General features: G+C 55.0%; 14 protein-coding genes. 6 read left to right on the forward strand and 8 right to left on the reverse strand.

Translation table 11 applies throughout. From position 1 onward, the window contains the following. The first annotated feature begins 287 nt into the window (after positions 1 to 287). Entirely contained in the window at positions 288 to 2,651 is a 2,364-nt protein-coding gene (locus RDV48_29415) for a heavy metal translocating P-type ATPase (protein MDQ7826954.1), read from the forward strand. A 337-nt stretch (positions 2,652 to 2,988) separates the two neighbouring features. On the opposite strand, the gene RDV48_29420 is transcribed toward RDV48_29415, so the two are convergent. Continuing rightward, complete coding sequence (locus tag RDV48_29420; protein ID MDQ7826955.1) at positions 2,989 to 4,476, reverse strand: glycoside hydrolase family 130 protein; 1,488 nt, start codon at positions 4,474 to 4,476, stop codon at positions 2,989 to 2,991. 991 nt (positions 4,477 to 5,467) lie between these two features. Here RDV48_29420 and RDV48_29425 point away from each other — a divergent pair. Further along, a complete protein-coding gene (locus RDV48_29425) occupies positions 5,468 to 6,895 on the forward strand; it encodes a DUF3300 domain-containing protein (protein MDQ7826956.1) in 1,428 nt (475 codons plus the stop codon). A gap of 111 nt (positions 6,896 to 7,006) precedes the next feature. Here the strand turns inward: RDV48_29425 and RDV48_29430 are convergent, their stop codons facing one another. Together RDV48_29430 and RDV48_29435 are read right to left on the reverse strand one after the other, a co-directional pair. Further along, a complete protein-coding gene (locus RDV48_29430; GenBank protein MDQ7826957.1) occupies positions 7,007 to 7,717 on the reverse strand; it encodes a hypothetical protein in 711 nt (236 codons plus the stop codon). 182 nt (positions 7,718 to 7,899) lie between these two features. Next, on the reverse strand, positions 7,900 to 8,568 hold the full coding sequence (locus RDV48_29435; GenBank protein MDQ7826958.1) for a hypothetical protein: 669 nt from the start codon (positions 8,566 to 8,568) through the stop codon (positions 7,900 to 7,902). A 176-nt stretch (positions 8,569 to 8,744) separates the two neighbouring features. On the opposite strand from RDV48_29435, the gene RDV48_29440 reads away from it, so the two are divergent. Genes RDV48_29440 through RDV48_29455 form a run of 4 tightly spaced genes read left to right on the forward strand, consistent with a single transcriptional unit; the run spans position 8,745 to position 12,860 of the window. Next, positions 8,745 to 10,022 carry an extracellular solute-binding protein gene (locus tag RDV48_29440; protein MDQ7826959.1) on the forward strand — a complete coding sequence of 426 codons (1,278 nt, stop codon included), beginning with the start codon at positions 8,745 to 8,747 and terminating at the stop codon, positions 10,020 to 10,022. Between the two features lie 15 nt (positions 10,023 to 10,037). Next, positions 10,038 to 10,916 carry a sugar ABC transporter permease gene (locus RDV48_29445; protein MDQ7826960.1) on the forward strand — a complete coding sequence of 293 codons (879 nt, stop codon included), beginning with the start codon at positions 10,038 to 10,040 and terminating at the stop codon, positions 10,914 to 10,916. Positions 10,917 to 10,927: 11 nt separating this feature from the next. Continuing rightward, positions 10,928 to 11,755 (forward strand): carbohydrate ABC transporter permease, encoded by an 828-nt coding sequence (locus RDV48_29450; GenBank protein MDQ7826961.1) that lies wholly within the window; start codon positions 10,928 to 10,930, stop codon positions 11,753 to 11,755. A gap of 13 nt (positions 11,756 to 11,768) precedes the next feature. Continuing rightward, the gene (locus tag RDV48_29455) at positions 11,769 to 12,860 is read left to right on the forward strand and encodes a hypothetical protein (protein MDQ7826962.1); all 1,092 of its coding nucleotides are present in this window, start codon (positions 11,769 to 11,771) and stop codon (positions 12,858 to 12,860) included. On the opposite strand, the gene RDV48_29460 is transcribed toward RDV48_29455, so the two are convergent. From RDV48_29460 to RDV48_29480, 5 genes are read right to left on the reverse strand one after another with little or no spacing between them, the layout of a single operon-like run. Next, positions 12,851 to 15,121, reverse strand: coding sequence for a glycosyltransferase family 4 protein (locus tag RDV48_29460; protein MDQ7826963.1), 2,271 nt, complete (start codon positions 15,119 to 15,121; stop codon positions 12,851 to 12,853). The two genes, RDV48_29455 and RDV48_29460, sit on opposite strands and share 10 nt — an antisense overlap. Before the next feature lie 20 nt (positions 15,122 to 15,141). Continuing rightward, a complete protein-coding gene (locus RDV48_29465; protein ID MDQ7826964.1) occupies positions 15,142 to 15,780 on the reverse strand; it encodes a response regulator transcription factor in 639 nt (212 codons plus the stop codon). After that, on the reverse strand, positions 15,758 to 17,173 hold the full coding sequence (locus RDV48_29470) for a histidine kinase (protein ID MDQ7826965.1): 1,416 nt from the start codon (positions 17,171 to 17,173) through the stop codon (positions 15,758 to 15,760). Before RDV48_29470 ends, RDV48_29465 begins: the two co-directional genes overlap by 23 nt. After that, positions 17,170 to 17,529 (reverse strand): response regulator, encoded by a 360-nt coding sequence (locus RDV48_29475; GenBank protein ID MDQ7826966.1) that lies wholly within the window; start codon positions 17,527 to 17,529, stop codon positions 17,170 to 17,172. The genes RDV48_29470 and RDV48_29475 overlap by 4 nt, the downstream gene beginning before the upstream one ends. 2 nt (positions 17,530 to 17,531) lie before the next feature. Beyond that, positions 17,532 to 18,992: an ATPase domain-containing protein gene (locus tag RDV48_29480; protein ID MDQ7826967.1), complete on the reverse strand. Its 1,461-nt coding sequence runs from the start codon at positions 18,990 to 18,992 to the stop codon at positions 17,532 to 17,534. Between the last annotated feature and the right edge of the window lie 10 nt (positions 18,993 to 19,002).

Here is a 19,002-nt window from a genome sequence, read left to right on the forward strand (position 1 = left end):
TTTCACCTTCGGCTCCCTCTCAGAAGGCAAGCCCTTCCTGGTCTATGAAAAGGGAGTGAAGATCCCGGGTCAAGAGAATGGGTTATTTCAAAACCAGAATTTTTCTCATTTGAATCGGGGAATTGAAAAGGTATAATGGTAAAAGGAGAGAGATGCCCCATCGCAGGCACGAGGAGTAACTTGAACAAAGAAGAAGTTTCACAAGAACGACGCCGCTTCGTGAACTGGAGTGAATAAACAGACTTGAGAACCACTTTTTCTCGAGCGAGAAAAGAGAGGGCACCACAATAGCCAAAGACCCGATTTGCGGAATGACGGTGGACGAAGCGACGGCACTCCACGCTGAACGCGATGGTGAGACGTTCTACTTTTGCTGCGAGCACTGCCGTAAAAAGTTTCTGGCCAAGGCCCCGCCTGCGGACCTTACCAAGATCCCATGCTGCGGAGTCAATGCTGAATCTGCGCCTGTCCACGGTGAGTGCTGCCACGGCAGGCCCGGTGACGAACACTCAGCGGTGACGCCATCCGCTGCCGCTCTCTATTTTTGCCCGATGTGTCCCGGGGTGGAGTCCGACAAGCCCGGCGAGTGCCCCAGGTGCGGCATGGCCCTGGAACCAAAGACTGTGACTGCGGGCATGGGTGACGATGAGAACGCCGAGCTGCGCGCCATGACGAAGCGATTCTGGATCGGCGCCGCGCTGACGTTGCCGGTCTTTGTCCTGGCGATGGCTCATATGATCCCGGCACTTGCCAGGCAGTCCTGGGTGAACAGCCACACCTCACGCTGGATACAATTTGCGCTCACCACACCGGTGGTCTGGTGGGCTGGCTGGCCGTTTTTCCAGCGTGGCTGGCGTTCCCTCGTGACGCGTCATTTGAACATGTTCACGCTGATAGCCATCGGCGTGGGTGCAGCATTCATCTTCAGCGCCGTGGCGATGCTCATGCCCGGCATATTTCCCCACACGATGCAGCACGAGGGCAAGGTCGCCATCTATTTTGAGGCCGCGGCAATGATCGTTGTACTGGTGCTCCTCGGCCAGGTGCTCGAACTCCGTGCCCGCAGCCGCACGGGAAGCGCCATCAAAGCGCTGCTGAACCTCGCACCGCCCATGGCGCGGCAAGTCGCACCGGGAGGCGATCATGAAGTGCCTCTCGGCCAGGTGAAAGCCGGTGACCTGCTGCGCGTGGTTCCAGGTGACAGGGTGCCCGTTGACGGCGCGGTGGTCGAAGGTCACTCCAGCGTGGAAGAGTCCATGATCACCGGTGAACCGCTCCCGGTGGAAAAGACCGTCGGTGACAAAGTGACGGGCGGCACCGTCAATGGCCCGGGCAGTTTCGTGATGCGCGCCGAGCGGATTGGCAGCGACACGCTTCTCGGGCAGATCGTGAATATGGTTGCCGAGGCCCAGCGCAGCCGCGCGCCTATCCAAGGCCTCGCAGACAAGGTCGCGGGCATCTTCGTGCCGGTGGTGCTGGCTGTTTCTTTACTTACCTTCGTCATCTGGATGTGGCTTGGTCCGGAGCCAAAGCTCGCGCATGCCATCATCAACGCCGTCGCGGTCCTCATCATCGCCTGCCCGTGCGCTCTCGGCCTGGCTACGCCAATGTCCATCATGGTCGGCGTCGGACGCGGTGCGCAGGCAGGCGTGCTCGTGAAAAACGCCGAGGCGCTGGAACGGCTGGAAAAAGTCACCACGCTCGTCGTGGACAAGACGGGTACTCTCACGGAGGGCAGACCCAGGCTCATGGATGCTATTCCCGCCATCGGTTTCGACACGAAGGAATTCTTGCGTCTCGCCGCCTCACTGGAACAGAACAGCGAACACCCGCTCGCCGCTGCAATCGTGCAGGGCGCAAAGGAACAAGGTATCGTTTTAGAGACGGTGAGAGACTTTCGTTCGGTGACAGGTGGTGGCGTTCTCGGCACCGTTGCTGATCGTGCGGTGATGATCGGCACTCCGGATTTCCTGCGAAATGAAAAGATCACTGGCCTGGAGCCACATGAAGCCTCGGCGGCGAAACTTCAGGAGGAAGGCAGGACCGCGGTGTTTGTCGCCGTAAATGGCAAGCCGGCTGGAATCCTCGCCGTCGCCGACCCGGTCAAATCCACCGCACCCGAAGCCATCCGCGAGCTCCACGCTCTCGGGCTGGAGCTCGTCATGCTCACCGGCGACAACCGCCGCACGGCCGCCGCAGTGGCCCGGCAACTCGGCCTTGAATCCGTGGCAGCGGAGATCGCCCCCGCCGGCAAGGTCGCCCATATCAAAAAGCTGCGCGCTGAAGGGAAACACGTTGCGATGGCCGGCGACGGCATCAATGACGCGCCCGCCCTCAGCGAAGCTGAAGTCGGCATTGCCATGGGCACAGGCACCGATGTGGCCATGCAAAGCGCAGGCATCACCCTGGTGAGAGGCGACCTCCGCGGCATTGCCAGGGCCATCCGCCTCAGCCGCGCCACCATGCGGAACATCCGGCAGAACCTGTTCTTCGCTTTTCTCTACAACGCGCTGGGTATTCCTGTGGCGGCGGGGGTGCTTTACCCGTTCTTCGGGCTGCTGCTCAGCCCGGTCATTGCCGGCGCCGCGATGAGCCTGAGCTCTGTCTCGGTCATCAGCAACGCCTTGCGGCTGCAGAAAGTGAGGTTGTGATTCACCGGAAACCCGACATTGGAGGGGGGCGCGATCAATTCAGGCACACCGGTGTAAACCGGGCAGGCGCCAAGTTTTCATGCCTTGCTCTCATTCCTGCGGACAGGCCCCGAAAAGAGCAGGTATATTTTTGCGCAACCGTAAAGAAACAGGATTATGATGATGCAGATACTGAGCAAAAAGGCTCTTATTGCAGGAGAATAAAAGGCGGCATGCTTTTCTCTCTTTTCAGCTCCCATGGCGCATCACCTCTCTCTTATTATACCCCTGGAGCGCCAAGGTTCATATAAGAAATACTCCAGTCTTCGTGAAAGAAGCGGGGGGGACTCGATCCCGGCTACAGCAGCGGGCTGATCCCACGCGGAATTTCGCTTCGCACCATGCCCTGTATAAGATTCTCCAGTTTCACGGTGGCAATGCCCGAAGAGGTGTCAGAGACGGCGTAGGGAATAATCAGCTCGCCATTGTGGATGAGGGCGCCGCAGGTATATACGACATTGGGAACATAGCCTTCCCGCTCATCCTCCCTGGGGAAGATGAGGGGATCTCTCAGGCGCCCGATTATCTTCGAGGGATCGTCAAGATCGAGGAGCACCACGCCAATGCAATATTTCCTCATGGGCCCCACACCGTGGGTAAGAAGAATCCAGCCATGCTCTGTCTCAATGGGGGAGCCGCAGTTTCCCACCAGCAGCAGCTCCCAGGTCTCTTCAGGCACTTTCAGAAGCTCTTTTTCATCCCAGAAATGCAGGTTATCGGACTGCATGATGAAGAGGTTTTCTCCATCCTGCCTTGAGATGATGGTATATTTTCCATTTATCTTCCTGGGAAACAGAGCCATCCCCTTCCCTATGGCAGCCTTCCCGTTCAGGGTGCACATGCGGAACGAGATGAAGTCTCTCGTTTCAATCAGCATGGGAAGAATGGAATTGCCGTTATAAGCGGTATAGGTGGCAAAGTAGATAACCTCGCCGTCATCATCGGTGAATTTCACGAATCGGGCGTCTTCAATGCCCTTGCTTTCATCCCTGGAGACAGGGAAAATCACTCTCTCCGACAGGAGGCTTTCTTCTCGGAAGGTCTCTTCATAGTTTGACTGGGCGATCCATTCGATTATTCTCGCCGTTTCAGTGAACGAGAGGTCCTTTGAATGCAGGGCCTTTTCCTTTTTTATACATTCCATCAGCTGTCTATAGTGGAACCTTTTTGGGAGCTTGTTAAAAATAGCCTGGCTTGGCTCATTGAGGACTCCCATCTCTTTCAGCTTGAGTAAAAAGGTATGCACATCGTAGACCGGGTTGAGCTCCACGCGGGGCATTTCCAGAAAATGGCTCAAAGGATCCATCAGAATGTGGTTCTCCCTGTTAATGACCCCGCTGCGAAAAACTATGGAGGAGACATGCCCTTCGCCGATTGCCCTTAAGCTCATGATGAACCGCAATGAGCCGGAAGGGAGGCCGCTCTGATCAACATGGGGAACAATTGAGGGATTGAAAAGGGCCGTTGACTCCACGGAATATTCATGGGTGAAATACGCGCCGATCAGGAGCCGGCGCTCAGGTGAAAGCTCATCGGGATTCTCCAGATGGTGCTTTACACGGGTGAAATTGGAAAGGAGAATCTCCCTGATGGCACGGTGGCGGCCGGAGAATTCCTCGAGCACCTCATCAAGCAGCACCTTGCAGTCAGCTCCAGGCAGTGAGAGGATGCGCCCGATGATCCCCTTTTCCCTTGTGCCGCTCCCCAGGTTGAGATACTTGGCAATCACACGGCGGGGATCGCAGACGAAGGTCTGCCGGTTTCTCTTTATTTTAATGCTCGTCATACAATTAATATACCTCTTTCACTGAAAATATTCCATCTCCCGCTTCTCTGAGGAGCACTGCCGGTGAATTACGCTCCAATTTATTCCCGGGCAAGGAAGAGGACCACCTTGTTTCTGACTATGTTCACCGCATAATCAGAGACAAGATGGTCCTGTAAAAAGATTCGCCGGGCGGTATAAAACTCTTGCTTACTTCACAGAAAATTTCTCTTTTCTCTGCACTGCACTGTTGGCGACATCCTGAACCGGATGACGCCAACAGTGCCGCCTCACGCTGGCTGTTATTTACCGGACGTGCCAGCCGGTCCAGACGCGCCAGCCGGTCCAGATGCACCAGCCGGTCCGGACGTGCCGGCCGGTCCAGATGCGCCAGCCGGTCCAGACTCACCAGCCGGTCCGGAAGCACCAGTCGTCCCGGACTCACCAGCCGGTCCTTGTGGGCCTGGCTGACTCTGAACCCGCACAGGGACAGGGACTACCACAGTAGTATGCGACGGCGCCTCTGCCGGCTTACTTTCGGCCTGCGGCACCACCACCGTGGTCTGCGACGGCGCCTGTGCCTGCTGACTCGGCATGGGGTTAAATACAAACCAGCCTCCCACCATAACTCCTGCAACCAAGAGCACTATCACGATAAGCCAACCCGACATATACCATGCCGAATCGGATTCCCGGCGCTCGGGGTCACCTCGATTCACATTGATCTCCATACTCTTTCGCCTCCCTTTCAAACGTTATCTTACTTCTTATTTAATCATATACCTTGTCATTGAGAGATACAATAAGAATAACTCTTGACTTTCATTGAGAAGCACAAGAGCTCAAAAAGGGCCATTTTGACAAGGGAGGAAAGAATTGGAGTTTTCCTGATGTTAATCAGTCAATAAGTTTGATACTATAAGATCAGAAAGCCCTGGAGATATTATCATGGTCTGCCCCGGGGGCAGCAGTCCACTTCGCAGAACAAGTTTAAATGAAAGAGGTGAACATTATGAACAGCAAGTCAGTGATATCAAAAAAATGTGTGATTATATTATTTGTTATAGTCTTGCTTTTCCTCGCTGCAATTCCCGGGCAAAGAGAGGCTCAGGCCAGACTTCTGTCGATACAGGAGCTCCAGACTGTTGTCGCTCCCGTGGCGCTCTACCCCGATGATATGCTCTCGAATGTTCTTGTAGCCGCGACCGTGCCTGATGAGGTGGTCCAGGCAGCGAGATATCTGAAGGGCAATAGCGGGCAGGTGACCAGCATGCCCTCTACCGACTGGGATCCCAGTGTAAAGGCGCTGCTTTATTTTCCTGACGTACTTTACAGGATGAATAATGATCTCACATGGACTCAGACTCTTGGATATGCGCTTATCAATCAGCAGCGGGATGTGATGAGTGCCGTCCAGGCATATCGTAATGAGGTTTACAGGGCAGGCAATCTGAAGACAAACAGCTACCAGAGGATAGTATATGATAATGACGCCGTCGAGATTATGCCAGCGGTGGCAAATCGGTACTATCTGCCACAATACAATCCTTCTTCAGTCATCACCTCAGGAAATCCTCTGATAGAGTATCTCTTTGGAGTCCTGGTAGGTGACTGGTGGAATTCCAGAACCACCAACTGGGGAAATCAAAATATAGTGGAAGATCCCGCCTCCTTCGGCTATTACAATTACCCGGCGGGAGGTTACTACTCGGGACTCTGGGGTAACGGAGTCTATAATGGTGTTTATAATGGCTTTAATACTGGTGTATCTGCACAGGTACCTATGTCAATGCTCAATCCCGCCTACTTCGGGTATTACAATAACCCGAAGGGAGGTTACTACCCGGGAATCTGGGGAAACTTAGGGTTTGGCGGTATGCATACATGGGCACCTACTCCCAGAGCAAATGGTTTCTATCGCAACGGGATTGTCAATAACTCCGTCATTATTAACAATGCAGCGATCCAATTCCATAAATTTCAAAGCCAGAAAGGCAAATTTGCGATTCCTGCAGGAAGCCTGCTCGGCACTATTCAGAGAAATAACGGAACTGTCACCCGGCTGGTCGGCACTCTGAAACCCCGGACCAATGGGAAAGGAAACCTTCATCAGCAGATAAACAGCGGAATGATCAAGCAGCAGCTTAATAACGGAGGGAAGCATCCGCAGAAAAGCATGGGCGGCTCACCCAAGCAGAACAACAAAGGCGGCAGCTCCCACCAGCAGATCAATATGAGTGGAGGCTCACCCAAGCAGAACAACAATGGCGGAGGCTCTCACCAGCAGATCAATATGAGTGGCGGCTCACCTAAGCAGGGCAACAATGGCGGAGGCTCCCACCAGCAGAACAATATGAATGGCGGCTCACCCAAGCAGAACAACAATGGCGGAGGCTCACCCAAGCAGAACAACAATGGAGGAAACTCCAAGCATCGTTAAGCGGGCCGGTAACATCATTGAAGCCTTCGTAGAAAAATTAAAGATACAAAAAATCAGGGACCTATCGGTCCCTGATTTTTTATACAGGCTTTTCACTCTGCACTGAAGCTGCTACTTCTTCTTATCTTTTTTCTTCTTGTCCTTTTTGTTCTGCTGTTTATCATCATTGTCATGCTGAGCATTCCAGGCATTATTCTGCGAATTATTGTTACAGCTTGCGTTGTGCCCGTTGTTATTGTTATTCCAGCTTGCGTTGTGCCCGTTGTTATTGTTATTCCAGTTTGCGTTGTGCCCGTTGTTATTGTTATTCCAGTTTGCGTTGTGCCCGTTGTTATTGTTATTCCAGTTTGCATTGTGCCCGTTGTTATTGTTATTCCAGTTTGCATTATGCCCGTTGTTATTGTTACAGCTTGCGTTGTGCCCGTTGTTATTGTTATTCCAGTTTGTATTATGCCCGTTGTTGTTGTTCCAGTTTGTATTATGCCCGTTGTTATTGTTCCAGTTTGCGTTGTGCCCGTTATTGGTGCCGTTATTCGTTGTAGTGGTGTTCTGCGTGCCGGCGGGGTTGTTCTGGTGGTGCCCGTTACCGTTGTTCGAGCAGTTGGTGCCGTTATTCGTCGTCGTGGTATTTGTATTGTTGTGCGTGCCGGCGGGGTTGTTCTGGTAGTGCCCGTTACCGTTGTTCGAGCAGTTGGTGCCGTTATTCGTCGTCGTGCTGTTTGTGGTGTTCTGCGCTCCCTCCGCCCATGCGCCCTGCATCCCCATCAGGCATGTCACGAAGCAGAAGACGGTGGTGAAGATGATTACCAGTAGTCTTTTCATTCAATAGACCTCCATTGGATATATGTGCTGTCTCTGAGGACTACGAAAAATAAAAGATTTTATTCCAGGTGTCGGGCGTTTTACTGGAAAAGGCGGATTCTGGACAGAAAAAAAAGAGCCGGCTGAAGAAATTCCCTGCCGGCTTTGAGTTTTCGCCTTCTTAGCGGCGATGTATCATCTGACTACCAGGGTTTCAAGAGGTCCGTGTAGGTATGGTAGTGACTCACGCCGGTGACTGGATTGGTGGCAGTTGAAGTATTGACGGTCACTGATGCGCCATTGTTGAGGGAAGAGAGCTGCTGCTGCGAAATGCTGACAGTATGGTAATGACTCAGGGCCGTGGTCGTGTTGTAAGTCACTCCTTGAGCAGGGGGATTGGTGAGATCGCTGGTGCTCACCACCAGATCATGCGAATGGTTGTCAGCGGCAGAAGAAGCCTGATTGAAGGCTTTGTAGACAGTCCATGTGTGGGAATGGGAATAGCCCGTCGTCGGGTTTGCAGCCGTTGATGAGGTGACTGTCACGTACTGGCCCGAGTTTATGGAAGACAATTGTGCCTGGGTGAGGGCCATCGTATGAGTGTGACTAAGGACCTGCGAGCTTGTATCAGTCCAGCCGCTTGCGTCAGGAGCGCTCAGGGAAGTGCCGTAGACTCTCGCAGTATGATTATGATTTTCGTTATCCGTTGAGGTATAGGTATAGATATAAGGCCCAGTCACAGGGGAATAGGTAGGATTTGGATTGTAGTTATTATTTGAGCTGTCGCTTGAGCCGCCGCCGCAGCCTGCATAAATGAAGGCACTTCCGATGAGAAGACAGCCAATCAAGAGAAAAATTATCCGGTTTCGCATGGTAATCCGCCTTTCTTGTAACATGTTTTAATAATTCCATGTATTAAAATAGCATGGTATCTGCCGGTTTTCTATAAGAAAAAGTCTAGTTTTTGAGAAAATATAAAATCCTGATGACGGCGAATTATTGACTGCCATATATAGGAGAGTGAGCCTTTTTAGAGAATTCCTGGTACATGCCCTCTATTCGTCTTTTTCTTTCCTTGCTGCTTATGGCGCTCCTCCCTTTCCCCGGGGGATGCGCGAAAAATTCACCGGCACCGTCAAAAACCGTCATTACCCTCTGGGTCTCCAGCAACCCCTACGAGATTGAATGGGCCGGCGAGGTGGTCCGTCAATGGAATAATGACCATCCCGACATACAGGTCAAATCTCAGCCGGTGCCGGAAGGGCGCTCTTCGGAGGAGATCCTCATGGCTTCCGTCATTGCCCGCACCACTCCCGATATCTGCGCCAATATCTCGCCGACCCTGGTGGAGCAGTTCCGCCGGGCAAAGGCGCTGGTGGCCCTTGACAGCTATCCTGAGCTTATGACCGCCCTGAAAGAGAGGGTGCCGGAGGATTCCCTGAGAGAATTCGTGTCCCCGGACAGCCACCTGTACCAGGTGCCATGGAAATGCAATCCCATCCTCATGTTCTGTAATATGCGGATTTTCAGGGAGTCCGGTGCCGTGCCCCCCGGAACTTACTCCGAATGGATGAAAGCGGCGGCGGCGATTACAGGAAGCCATAAGGGTGTCTCGATGACCTTCTTTGACGCGTCGGTGACCTGGCACAAGCGGTTTTTCGATTTTTATGCCCTCTATATCGCCGCTTCCGGAGGGCATACCCTTCTTGACCGCCAGGGCATGCCTTCCATTGACAATGACCCGGCGCTCGCGGTGATGAGCTTCCTCAGTGAAAACTTCCGCAGGGGCTTTGCTCCTCTGGAGATTACGCCGGGAGACCCCTTCCTGAACGAGCGCGTGGCCGTCAATATTTCAGGCCCCTGGAATGTGGCCAACCTGGCCGTCGAGGGGAGCGCCATTTCCTATGACGTCTTCCCCCTTCCCGTGCCCGGGGAGCGGCGGAAGGGGGCTTCACACACTTTTGCAGATCCCAAGTGCATAGGAATATTTACCACTTCCAGGCACCCGGAAGCCTGCGCCCGTTTCGTGGAATTCATGGTGAACAGCAAAAACGACGGCCTGCTGGTGAAAAAGTGCTGCCAGCTCGTGTACCGGCGGCATATCGAGACAAGCCCCGACTGCGCGGAAGCATTTTCCACTTACCCGGTGCTGAAAAAATTTGCGCACGCGGTGCCGGGTGCGCATTCCATAGACCAGGCGACCCGCATCATGGAGATCTTTGATGTGCTCTCCATGGAATATGCTGACTGTGCCGTAAGGGGGATCCGCACTCCCCGGGACGCGCTCACCAGGGCGGAAGCGCGGATGAAAGAGCTTATGGAATAGAGGAGCCTTGAGGCGATGAAGAAGAGCAGAAAGGATGAAGCCCTGAAGGGGTACCTGTTTGCGGCACCCTTCCTGCTTTACTTCGCCCTTTTTACCGCATGGCCCCTTTATTACTGCATCAAGCTCGTCTTTTTCCAGTTCAACCTGGGGGGCGAGATGCCCTTCGTGGGCCTGAAATACGTGGCCCGGATGTGCGGCGACGAGGTCTTTTTCCATGCCTGGAGGAACACGCTGGCTTTCGTGCTCATCAACGTGCCCCTCCAGGTGGGCATAGCCCTTCTTCTTGCCGTGGCATTGAACAGCAGGATTGCGGGCAAGGCGTTCTTCAGGGCCGCCTATTTTTTCCCCGTCATCATATCGGGGGCGGTGACCACCATTCTCTGGCTCTATCTCCTCAACAAGGACAGCGGCATTATCAACCAGATCCTGGGCAGGCTCTTCGGTATGGCGCCCATAGGATGGCTTACCAGCGAGAGCCTGGCCATCTTCTCCCTTGCCGTTCACGCCACCTGGAAAAACGTGGGATTCACCGTCATCATACTGCTGGCGGGGCTCCAGAGTATACCGCGCTCGGTCTATGAAGCCGCTGAGCTTGACGGCGTGACGCCCTGGGAGAGCTTCTGGAGGATTACCCTTCCCCTCTTGAACCCGACTTTTGTCATGGTGGTCATGCTCTCCACCATGGGGGCTTTCTCCCTCTTCGTGGAGCCCCTGGTGATGACCAACTTCGGCGGCCCCGGCGACGCCTCGATGTCCCTCTTCCTCTATATATACAAGAAGTTTTCCTTCTGGGACATGAACTATGCCTCCGTGCTGGGGCTCACCACGGCGCTTGTGATACTGGCAGTAGTGGTGCTGCAGAAAAAATTCCTGGAGAAAGAGCCTTACTTTTAAAGGAGGAAAAGATGGCAGAACGGTCCGGCATGGCATTGAGAGCCCTCTGTTACGTGCTTCTCACCATGGGAGCCCTCTCGTTCCTCTATCCTTTCATCTGGATGCTGTCAGCGACGGTGAAGCCGGTGAACGAGATCTTCTCCTTCAACCCCGTGCCTTCCCATGTGACCTTTCAATGGTATCACCTGATGCTCAAGAAAATCCCGGCATTCAGGGGGCTTTTCAATTCCCTCATCGTGTCATCGGCCATCGCGGCAAGCCAGGTTCTGCTGGGCTCGCTGGTGGGATTCGGCCTCGCGCGTTACCGCTTTGCGGGCAGGGATTTCATTTTCGGCATTGTCATTTTCACCATGGTCATCCCGGCCCAGCTCACCCTCATCCCTCTTTACCTGCTGGTCACGAAGCTGGGCTGGCTGGATTCCTACTTCGCTCTTATCATACCAGGCATGGTGGGCGGATTCTCCATATTTCTCTTCAGGCAGTTTTTTCTCACCATTCCCCAGGATCTCATTGAGGCCGCCCGCCTCGACGGCCTCAGCGACCTGGGGATCCTTTTCAGGATATTTTATCCCCTCTCCAGGCCTGCCATCATCACCGTGGGCATGCTCTCCTTCATGGGGAGCTGGAATGATGTGCTCTGGCCCATCGTGGTGATCCGCAAATGGGAGATGATGACCCTGCCGCAGCTCATCACTCTTTTTCAGATCGGCGGGCTTGCGGGGGGGCAGGTGGCGGTACAGCTCGCTTCAACGACTGTCATGGTGGTGCCGGTGCTGCTCGCCTACCTTTTCTTTCAGCGCTATTTCATAGAGGGCATCGCCACGTCGGGATTAAAATAGGCAGGAGGTCTCCATGATCCCAAGAATCCGAGAAAAAACGCTGCTGGAGCCATCGCACATAAAGCCTCACTGCCCCGGTTTCGAGGTGATCGGGGTTTTCAACCCCGGGGCCGTGCGCTTCGGTGACAACATCTACCTTCTCGCCCGTGTTGCCGAGCGCCCCGCGGAGCAGAGGAAAGGGCTTGTCCCCTCGCCAAGGGCTTCTTCAAAGGAGGGGGCCCTGCACGTGGAAATAGACTGGCTCCCGGCGCCGGAAGAAGATTCCATGGATGTGCGGGTTCACTATTTTCCAGGAAACCGCATGCGGCTCACCTTCATTTCATATCTGAAACTGGTCACACTTGACCCCGGCGGCTTCAATGTGCTGTCAATCGACGAGGGGCCTGCCTTATTCCCCCGTGAGGAATATGAGGAGTTCGGGATAGAGGATCCCCGCATTACTTACCTGGAGGGCACGTACTACCTCACCTATGTGGCCTGCTCACGGGGCATGGGTGTCTCGACGGCTCTTGCCGAAACGGCTGACTTTACCCGCTTCACGCGGCACGGGATCATCTTTCCCATGGAAAACAAGGATGTGGTGATCCTCCCTGAGAAGGCCGGCGGCGACTACGTGGCATACCACCGGCCGGGAGGATATTACAAGTTCGAATATCTCTCCATGCAATGCGCCCGCTCGCGGGATCTCATCCACTGGGGGCGCCACAGCCATCTGCTGAGCCCCCGCCGGGGTCTCTGGGACAGCGATAAGCTCGGGGGCGGGGCGGTGCCCCTCAAGACCCCTCAAGGGTGGCTGGAGCTTTATCATGGCGTGAGCAGCGTGACAGAAGATGACCCGATTGGTGTTTACCGGGCCGGGGCTGCTCTCTTTGACCTCGATGATCCCGGAAAGCTCATTGCCCGCTCAAAGATCCCCGTACTCTCGCCGGACAGGCCTGATGAGAAGAGAGGCTTTGTGCCCGATGTCGTCTTCCCCACGGCCTGCATCTATGACGAGGACCCCGAATATGTGCTCCTGTTCTGCGGGGTCTGCGACGAGCGGGTCAAGGTCATAAAGCTGGCGCTCAGGGATATCATGGGGTCGCTGGACCGGCCTCACACATAGGTGCTCGCGAGTATGTGCATCCTCAACAGGGAAATCATGTAGCATACCGTTGACTCCGCGCCGCGGTTCTGGTTGGCGCCGTCGGATGTGAGGCCGTCACAGCAGCCTCCCGTCTTATAATCGACAAGGGGGATGTTAAGATCATTGCGCCCCATGAACCAGTCAAAGCATTTTCGCGCTTCATCGAGCCACTTTTTATCCCTCGTGATATTGTATGCCTCCGTGCATGCCTCTATCATATGCTGAGCTTCGATAGGCTGCTGGTCGAACCTGGCTTTCTGCCCTCCCCGCGAGAGCCAGCCGTGATTGCCCACAGGCACGAAATGCCCCTTCCCCTCCGTCTGGATCTGCATAAGCCAGTGCAGCATCTTCAAGCCTGCCTCCACCATGTCTTCCTGCTGGAGCCACTGCCCCGAGAGGAGCAGGGCCTGGGCGACGATGCCGTTCCCATAGGTGAGCGTCTCCTCAATCCACTGCCAGTCCTTTGAAGCATTGGCGAGATAGAGATCAAAGAGCCGGTTGGCCAGCGTTGACCGGAGATTCCGCACCCCGCGATCGCCGCCGAACTTCTGAAGATAGATATGAATACCCACCAGGCCGTATGCCCATGCCCGGGGAGAGGTGAAATCGGCCAGAACGGGCAGGGCGGGCTCGAAGAGACTGTAGGCCGCGTTGGTGATGCCCGCCGAGCGAGAGAGAGCCATGGTCGCTCCCAGGCCCCAGATGGCGCGGCTGTGGCTGTCTTCAGAGCCTTTCTCATCAAGCCACCGCCGGTCAAAGGTCATGAAGTTCCTGAAATGCCCGCTGGCCTCGTCGAAGGCATTGTGGAGGTAGCTGAGATACCTGCAGGCAAGATCAATGAGCACCGTATCGTCAGGCACCATACCCTGGGCCATCAGCACGGCAATCAGGGCCCGCGCGTTGTCGTCGGTGCAATAGCCGAAGGAGCGATCGGGCACAATATACTTGGCATGCTGCAGGATTCCCGTGTCATCGGTGAGCCGCTGCATATGACCAAAGTGGGGCCACGGCAGCTCAGGGATTTTATGGCCCAGGGTTTTTGCGCGGAAGGTGACCTTGGGCCTCCTCTCCCGCCCTCCTTTCACCTTCCTGAAGAGATCAAGATACTGGCGGGCCACTTTCCCCCAGACCATGGGACGGCAGAAAGTGTACGCGCGCTTGCGCATGGCGTGGCGATCCGCTTCATTTTCCAGCAGCTCCACCACCTGCTCCGCAATGGCGCCGGGATCGTTGAAGGGGACGATGCGGCCCCTTTCCTCATCAAGCATCTCCTCGGCATACCAGTACGGGGTGGAGATCGTGGCCTTTCCGGCCCCCAGGGCATAGGAGAGGGTGCCTGAAACGATCTGGTCCTTGTTCAGGTAAGGCGTCACATAGATGTCGGCAGAGCCTATGAACTCGCAGAGCTCTTTGAGCTCGACAAACCTGTTGTGGAAGATAAGATGCTCCTCGACGCCCAGCTTCCTGGCCTGGGTCTGCAGGGAAAGCCGGTATGACTCCCCATGCTCCTTGATGATGTGGGGATGAGTCGCCCCCAGCACGATATAGACGATATCCGGATGCCTGTCCACCACCTCCGGGAGAGCGTCTATCACCTGCTCTATGCCCTTGCCCGGAGACACAAGGCCGAAGGTGAGCATGACGCGGCGCCCCTCGACGCCGAAGAGGTCCTTGTAGTAATTGGGATCCACAAAAGGAATATCGGGAATGCCATGGTAGATGAGATGGATCTTTTCCTGCGGGATGGAGTACACCTCCTTCAGTGACTCAACGGCCTTGCGGCTCATGACCACCATGGCATCGGAGGCGCTTCCTACCGCTTCCATGACTGCCTTCTGCTTCGAATCCGGCTCCAGCAGCACCGTGTGAAGCGTGGTCACCAGGGGTATCCGGAGCCCATGGAGGAGCTCCAGGATATAAGAGCCGCAATTTCCCCCGAAGAGGCCGTATTCAAACTGCAGGCTCACCATGTCAACCTGGTTGATGTTGAGGAAGTCGGCGGCAAGCTGGTAATCGGCAAGATTCTTGCTGTCCACCTCGAAGCGCACCTGCGAGGGGTAATGATAGCCCTCGGGAGTATCGTTCATCGCCACCGCCCAGCACTGCGTGTCGTCAGCCTCCTGAGCGACTGCCGTGAGCAGGTCGGAGGTAAAAGTGGCAATGCCGCAGCGGCGTGGAAGATAATTCCCGACGAAGGCGATAGACTGGGGAGAAGAAGGCGGCGATTTGACTCCGTTCACAGGCAGGACCTCCCTTTTTTTCACTCGGACTCGATGATTTTGTGCCGCAGCGCATAGCGGATTATATCTGAAGTGCTCTTGAGGTTCAGTTTCCTGATGAGGCGATCCCGGTAAAAAAAGATTGTCTTGTTGCTGAGGAAAAGCTTTTCGGCTATCGCATTCGTGGACAACCCCGAGGCGATCATGCAGAGCACCTGGTACTCCCGGGAGGTGAGGGACTCGTGAAGAGGCTTGGATTCATCATTCTCCAGGAAGGAAGCCAGAGAGTCAGCCAGGGTCGCCGTTATCCATTTCCCGCCTGCAGAGACCCTTTCGACGGCTTTGAGCAGCTCGTCAGGCGCGCTTCCCTTGGTGAGGTACCCCGAGGCGCCGGCCTTCATTGCTGATACCGCGTACTGCTCCTCGGGATGGATGCTTATCATCATCACAGGAAGCTGGGGATGCTTCCGCTTGAGCTCCTTTAAGACTCCCAGCCCGTTCATATCGGGAAAGGTGATATCCAGCAGAACAATATCAAAGTGCTTCCTTCCTACCATTTCAAGCACTTCCTGGCCGGTGGAGGCTTCCTGGGGGGTGTACATGTCTGAAGCCTCTGCAAGAATCTGCTTGAAGCCCTTGCGGATCAGAGGGTGATCATCAGCTATCAGTACGTCTATCATCGAGTTTTCCCCTTCCGTCAGTTGGAATACTGGCAAAAATGGTGGTGCCTTTTCTTTCTTCGCTTGTTATTTCAAGAGTGCCTCCAAGAGAAAGGACTCTTTCCCTTATCCCGATAAGTCCCAGGGAAGAGGGATGTTCGAGCTTTTCCTGCGTGCAGCCTATCCCGTTGTCGATCACTTCCAGGATCAATGAGTCCCTTTTCTTCTGCAGGCGCACATTCACCAGTGTAGCCTTTGAGTGGCGTGCGATATTGGTGAGCGCCTCCTGGAATATCCGGAAAAAGACGGTGGTGGAGGCGGGGCTCACCTTCATTTCGGCAGGAAGGAAAAAGGTTTCCACCTCGATGGCATGATGTTTCCTGAACTCCCTGGCCTGCCATTCCATGGCGGTCACAAGCCCCAGGTCATCGAGAATGCGGGGCCTCAGATCCGTCGCGATTTTCGTCACCGATTCGATGGTCTGATCTACTGTCACTATGAGCTCTTTGAGCTTTTCGCAGATGACAGGCATGGACCCGGGAATCCTCTTATTCATCCAGAGAAGATCAATACGCATGTAAGTGAGCGCCTGCCCGAACTCATCGTGAATCTCCCGGGCAATGCGGGCTCTCTCTTCCTCTCTCACGTTGTCCTGGTGGGAGATGAGGCGGCGCAGCTCCTCCTGTGAGTGCAGGAGGCTTTTTTCAGTATTGATCCGCTCCGTCACATCATTGGCGATTGCAAGGACGGCCTCTTTTCTCCTGTGGCTTATGGGCACCATGCAGATATCCGCCAGCCTTGTCTCTGCGCCTGTCTTGTAGGCCGCCATGCATGCCGCAGTGCCATTGATTCCTTGTATCACGGTGCGGTAAGAGTGCAAAATGGTTTCCCGGAACTCGGGAAGGAAAAGCTCAAAGAAGCTGCTCCCGGCAGGATCTTTTTCACCGCTCTTGATGGCAGATGCAAGAGGATTGGCATAGACCACTTTTTCGTCCTGCACGATGAAGACTGCCGCAGGGATATTCCTGGAGAGGGCATAATAGGTCCACGCCGATTCCTCTGACTGCTTCCGGGCCCTGAGGAGCACCTCCACCCTGGCGAGAAGATCGCTCCTGTCAACGGGCATATGGACAAGCTCATCTATGAACTGCCAGAGGCTCCGCGTGGTGAACGTCGCCTCATCTTTTGTGGTAAGGAGAAGAATGGGGAGAAAAAGAGGCTCCTCTGCTTCCTTCCTCTGCCTCACCTTGTCAGACAACCGCTCCATGGCGACGCCATCCAGCACACACATATCAAAGGAGCCCTCAAGCGCTTCATCATTTTCGGCAAAGATCACTTTGTACCTCGCCTTGAGGCATTCGGCAAGGTGGCGCCTGTTCTCTTTCTGGTCCATCAGGATCAGAATCTCACTCATCGGGCGGCCTCCTGGAAAAAAGTGCTCACTATGGAGAGCATGTCCTTCACGACGAGGGGCTTGAGAAGCACGGCGCACTCCCCGCGCCCCAGCGCTGCGGTTTTCACAAGGGAGATAATGATGAAGGGAATATTCATTTCCCGGAGTATCTCGCTCCGCTCCCAAATCCTCTGGTCAAAGCCCACGAGATCGATGAGCGCGAGCCCTATCATCCCGGGAGCCTTCAAAATCTCGTCAAGCTCCTCCATGGTGGCGGCACCTGTCACCTCGTACCCCTCACCGCGGAGAAACCCGGTGATAAGCTCCAGATTGCGCATGTTATACTCGACTATAAGGACTTTTTCAGAGGGGGGCATGCTCACACCCCCCCTTTGATTGTTTCCAATCCTGTGGGCATTCCGCTCAGGATCCCTCTCAACGAGGTGAGCGGCTTCCCGATCCTGAGGCCCTGAGCAGTTATCTCCAGCTCCCGCATGATCTTCTCATGATCACTGAGGCGCTTCTTGAGGACTCCGATGGCCTTGCGCAGCTCCCCTGCCATCTCGAGGTACCGCAGGAAAATGATATTATCGGCAAGGTAGCTGATGCCTATCTCCGTGGCGCGGAAATCGCCGGTAATGCTCTCCACCTCGTTGATGAGAATGACGGTGACCCCCATATTCATCAGGTATCTTGTGAGGGCGTGCATCTGGGTGATCATGTCCTCGCCCTTGAGGGCAAGGCGGTATCCGCTGACGCTGTCCAGGCAGATGACGCGGGCATTCTTTTCTTCCACCTCCCTGCGGATGATTGAAGTGAGCTCACTGGCGGTATATTGAAGGGCCTCTATCTTCACCAGCGAAAACGCTTCATTCTTCAGCATCGATGCCACGGGGATCTTTATCGCTTCGCTTCTGTGGAGAATGCTCTCCCTGCTCTCCTCGAAGGTATAGAACACGGAGCGCTCCCCTCTTGTCGCCGCCTCTTTCATGAAGAGCAGTCCGCTGGTGGTCTTTCCCACGCCGCATGGGCCGGTGATGATGGTCACCGTGCCGCGCTCGATCCCGCCGTGAAGCATGGAATCAAGCCCGGGAACCCCCGAGGATATGATCTCCGGGGTGTAGGGCCTTGTGTACTCTTCGGGTATTATTATCGGGAAGACCTCCATGCCTTTCCCGCTGAGGCGCATGGAATGGGCGCCGGGGAGGAAATCTGAGCCGCGGAACTTCGTCACTTTTATATGCCGCATGCATCCGGAAAAACTAAGGTCCATGATCCCGTCTGCAATGAACTGGAGATGATCATCGGGAGCCTCGGCGCTCTGCTCCGAGGTAAAGAGCACCGTGCACTCCAGCTCCTGGAGAAAGCGCATGAAGGAGACTATCTGCTTCCTGAACTGGAACGGATCGGGTGAGAGATACCGGAACTGGGTCATGGTGTCCACGAAGACAGCGACGGGCTTCAGAGCCTGAACCTGGGCCACAATGGACTGCGTGATGGGATCGCGCTCCACGTCAGCGGGGGAGAAGAGGTCGTACATCTGCTCCTTGACAAAAAAATCTTTTGTGGGGCTCACATCAAGAAAATCAATTCTGTCGAGCGTGAAGGCCATGGCCCGCGCGTTGAAGCGAATCTTCTCCGTGGACTCCACGAGGGTGATGAAGAGAGCCTTCTGCCCCTTTACGGCCGCGGCGGTGAGAAAATGCATCCCCAGCACCGTTTTGCCCGCCCCGGGCCCTCCTCGCAGCAGGTACGCATTTCCCTTGATGAGGCCGCCCTTCAGGATTTCATCAATGCCTTTCACTCCCGTGGATAATCTTCCCTCAGTTCCAGTGTTCATAGGTCCCTCC

It is taken from the genome of Candidatus Eremiobacterota bacterium, assembly GCA_031082125.1.
GTDB lineage: Bacteria > Vulcanimicrobiota > CADAWZ01 > CADAWZ01 > Ess09-12 > Ess09-12.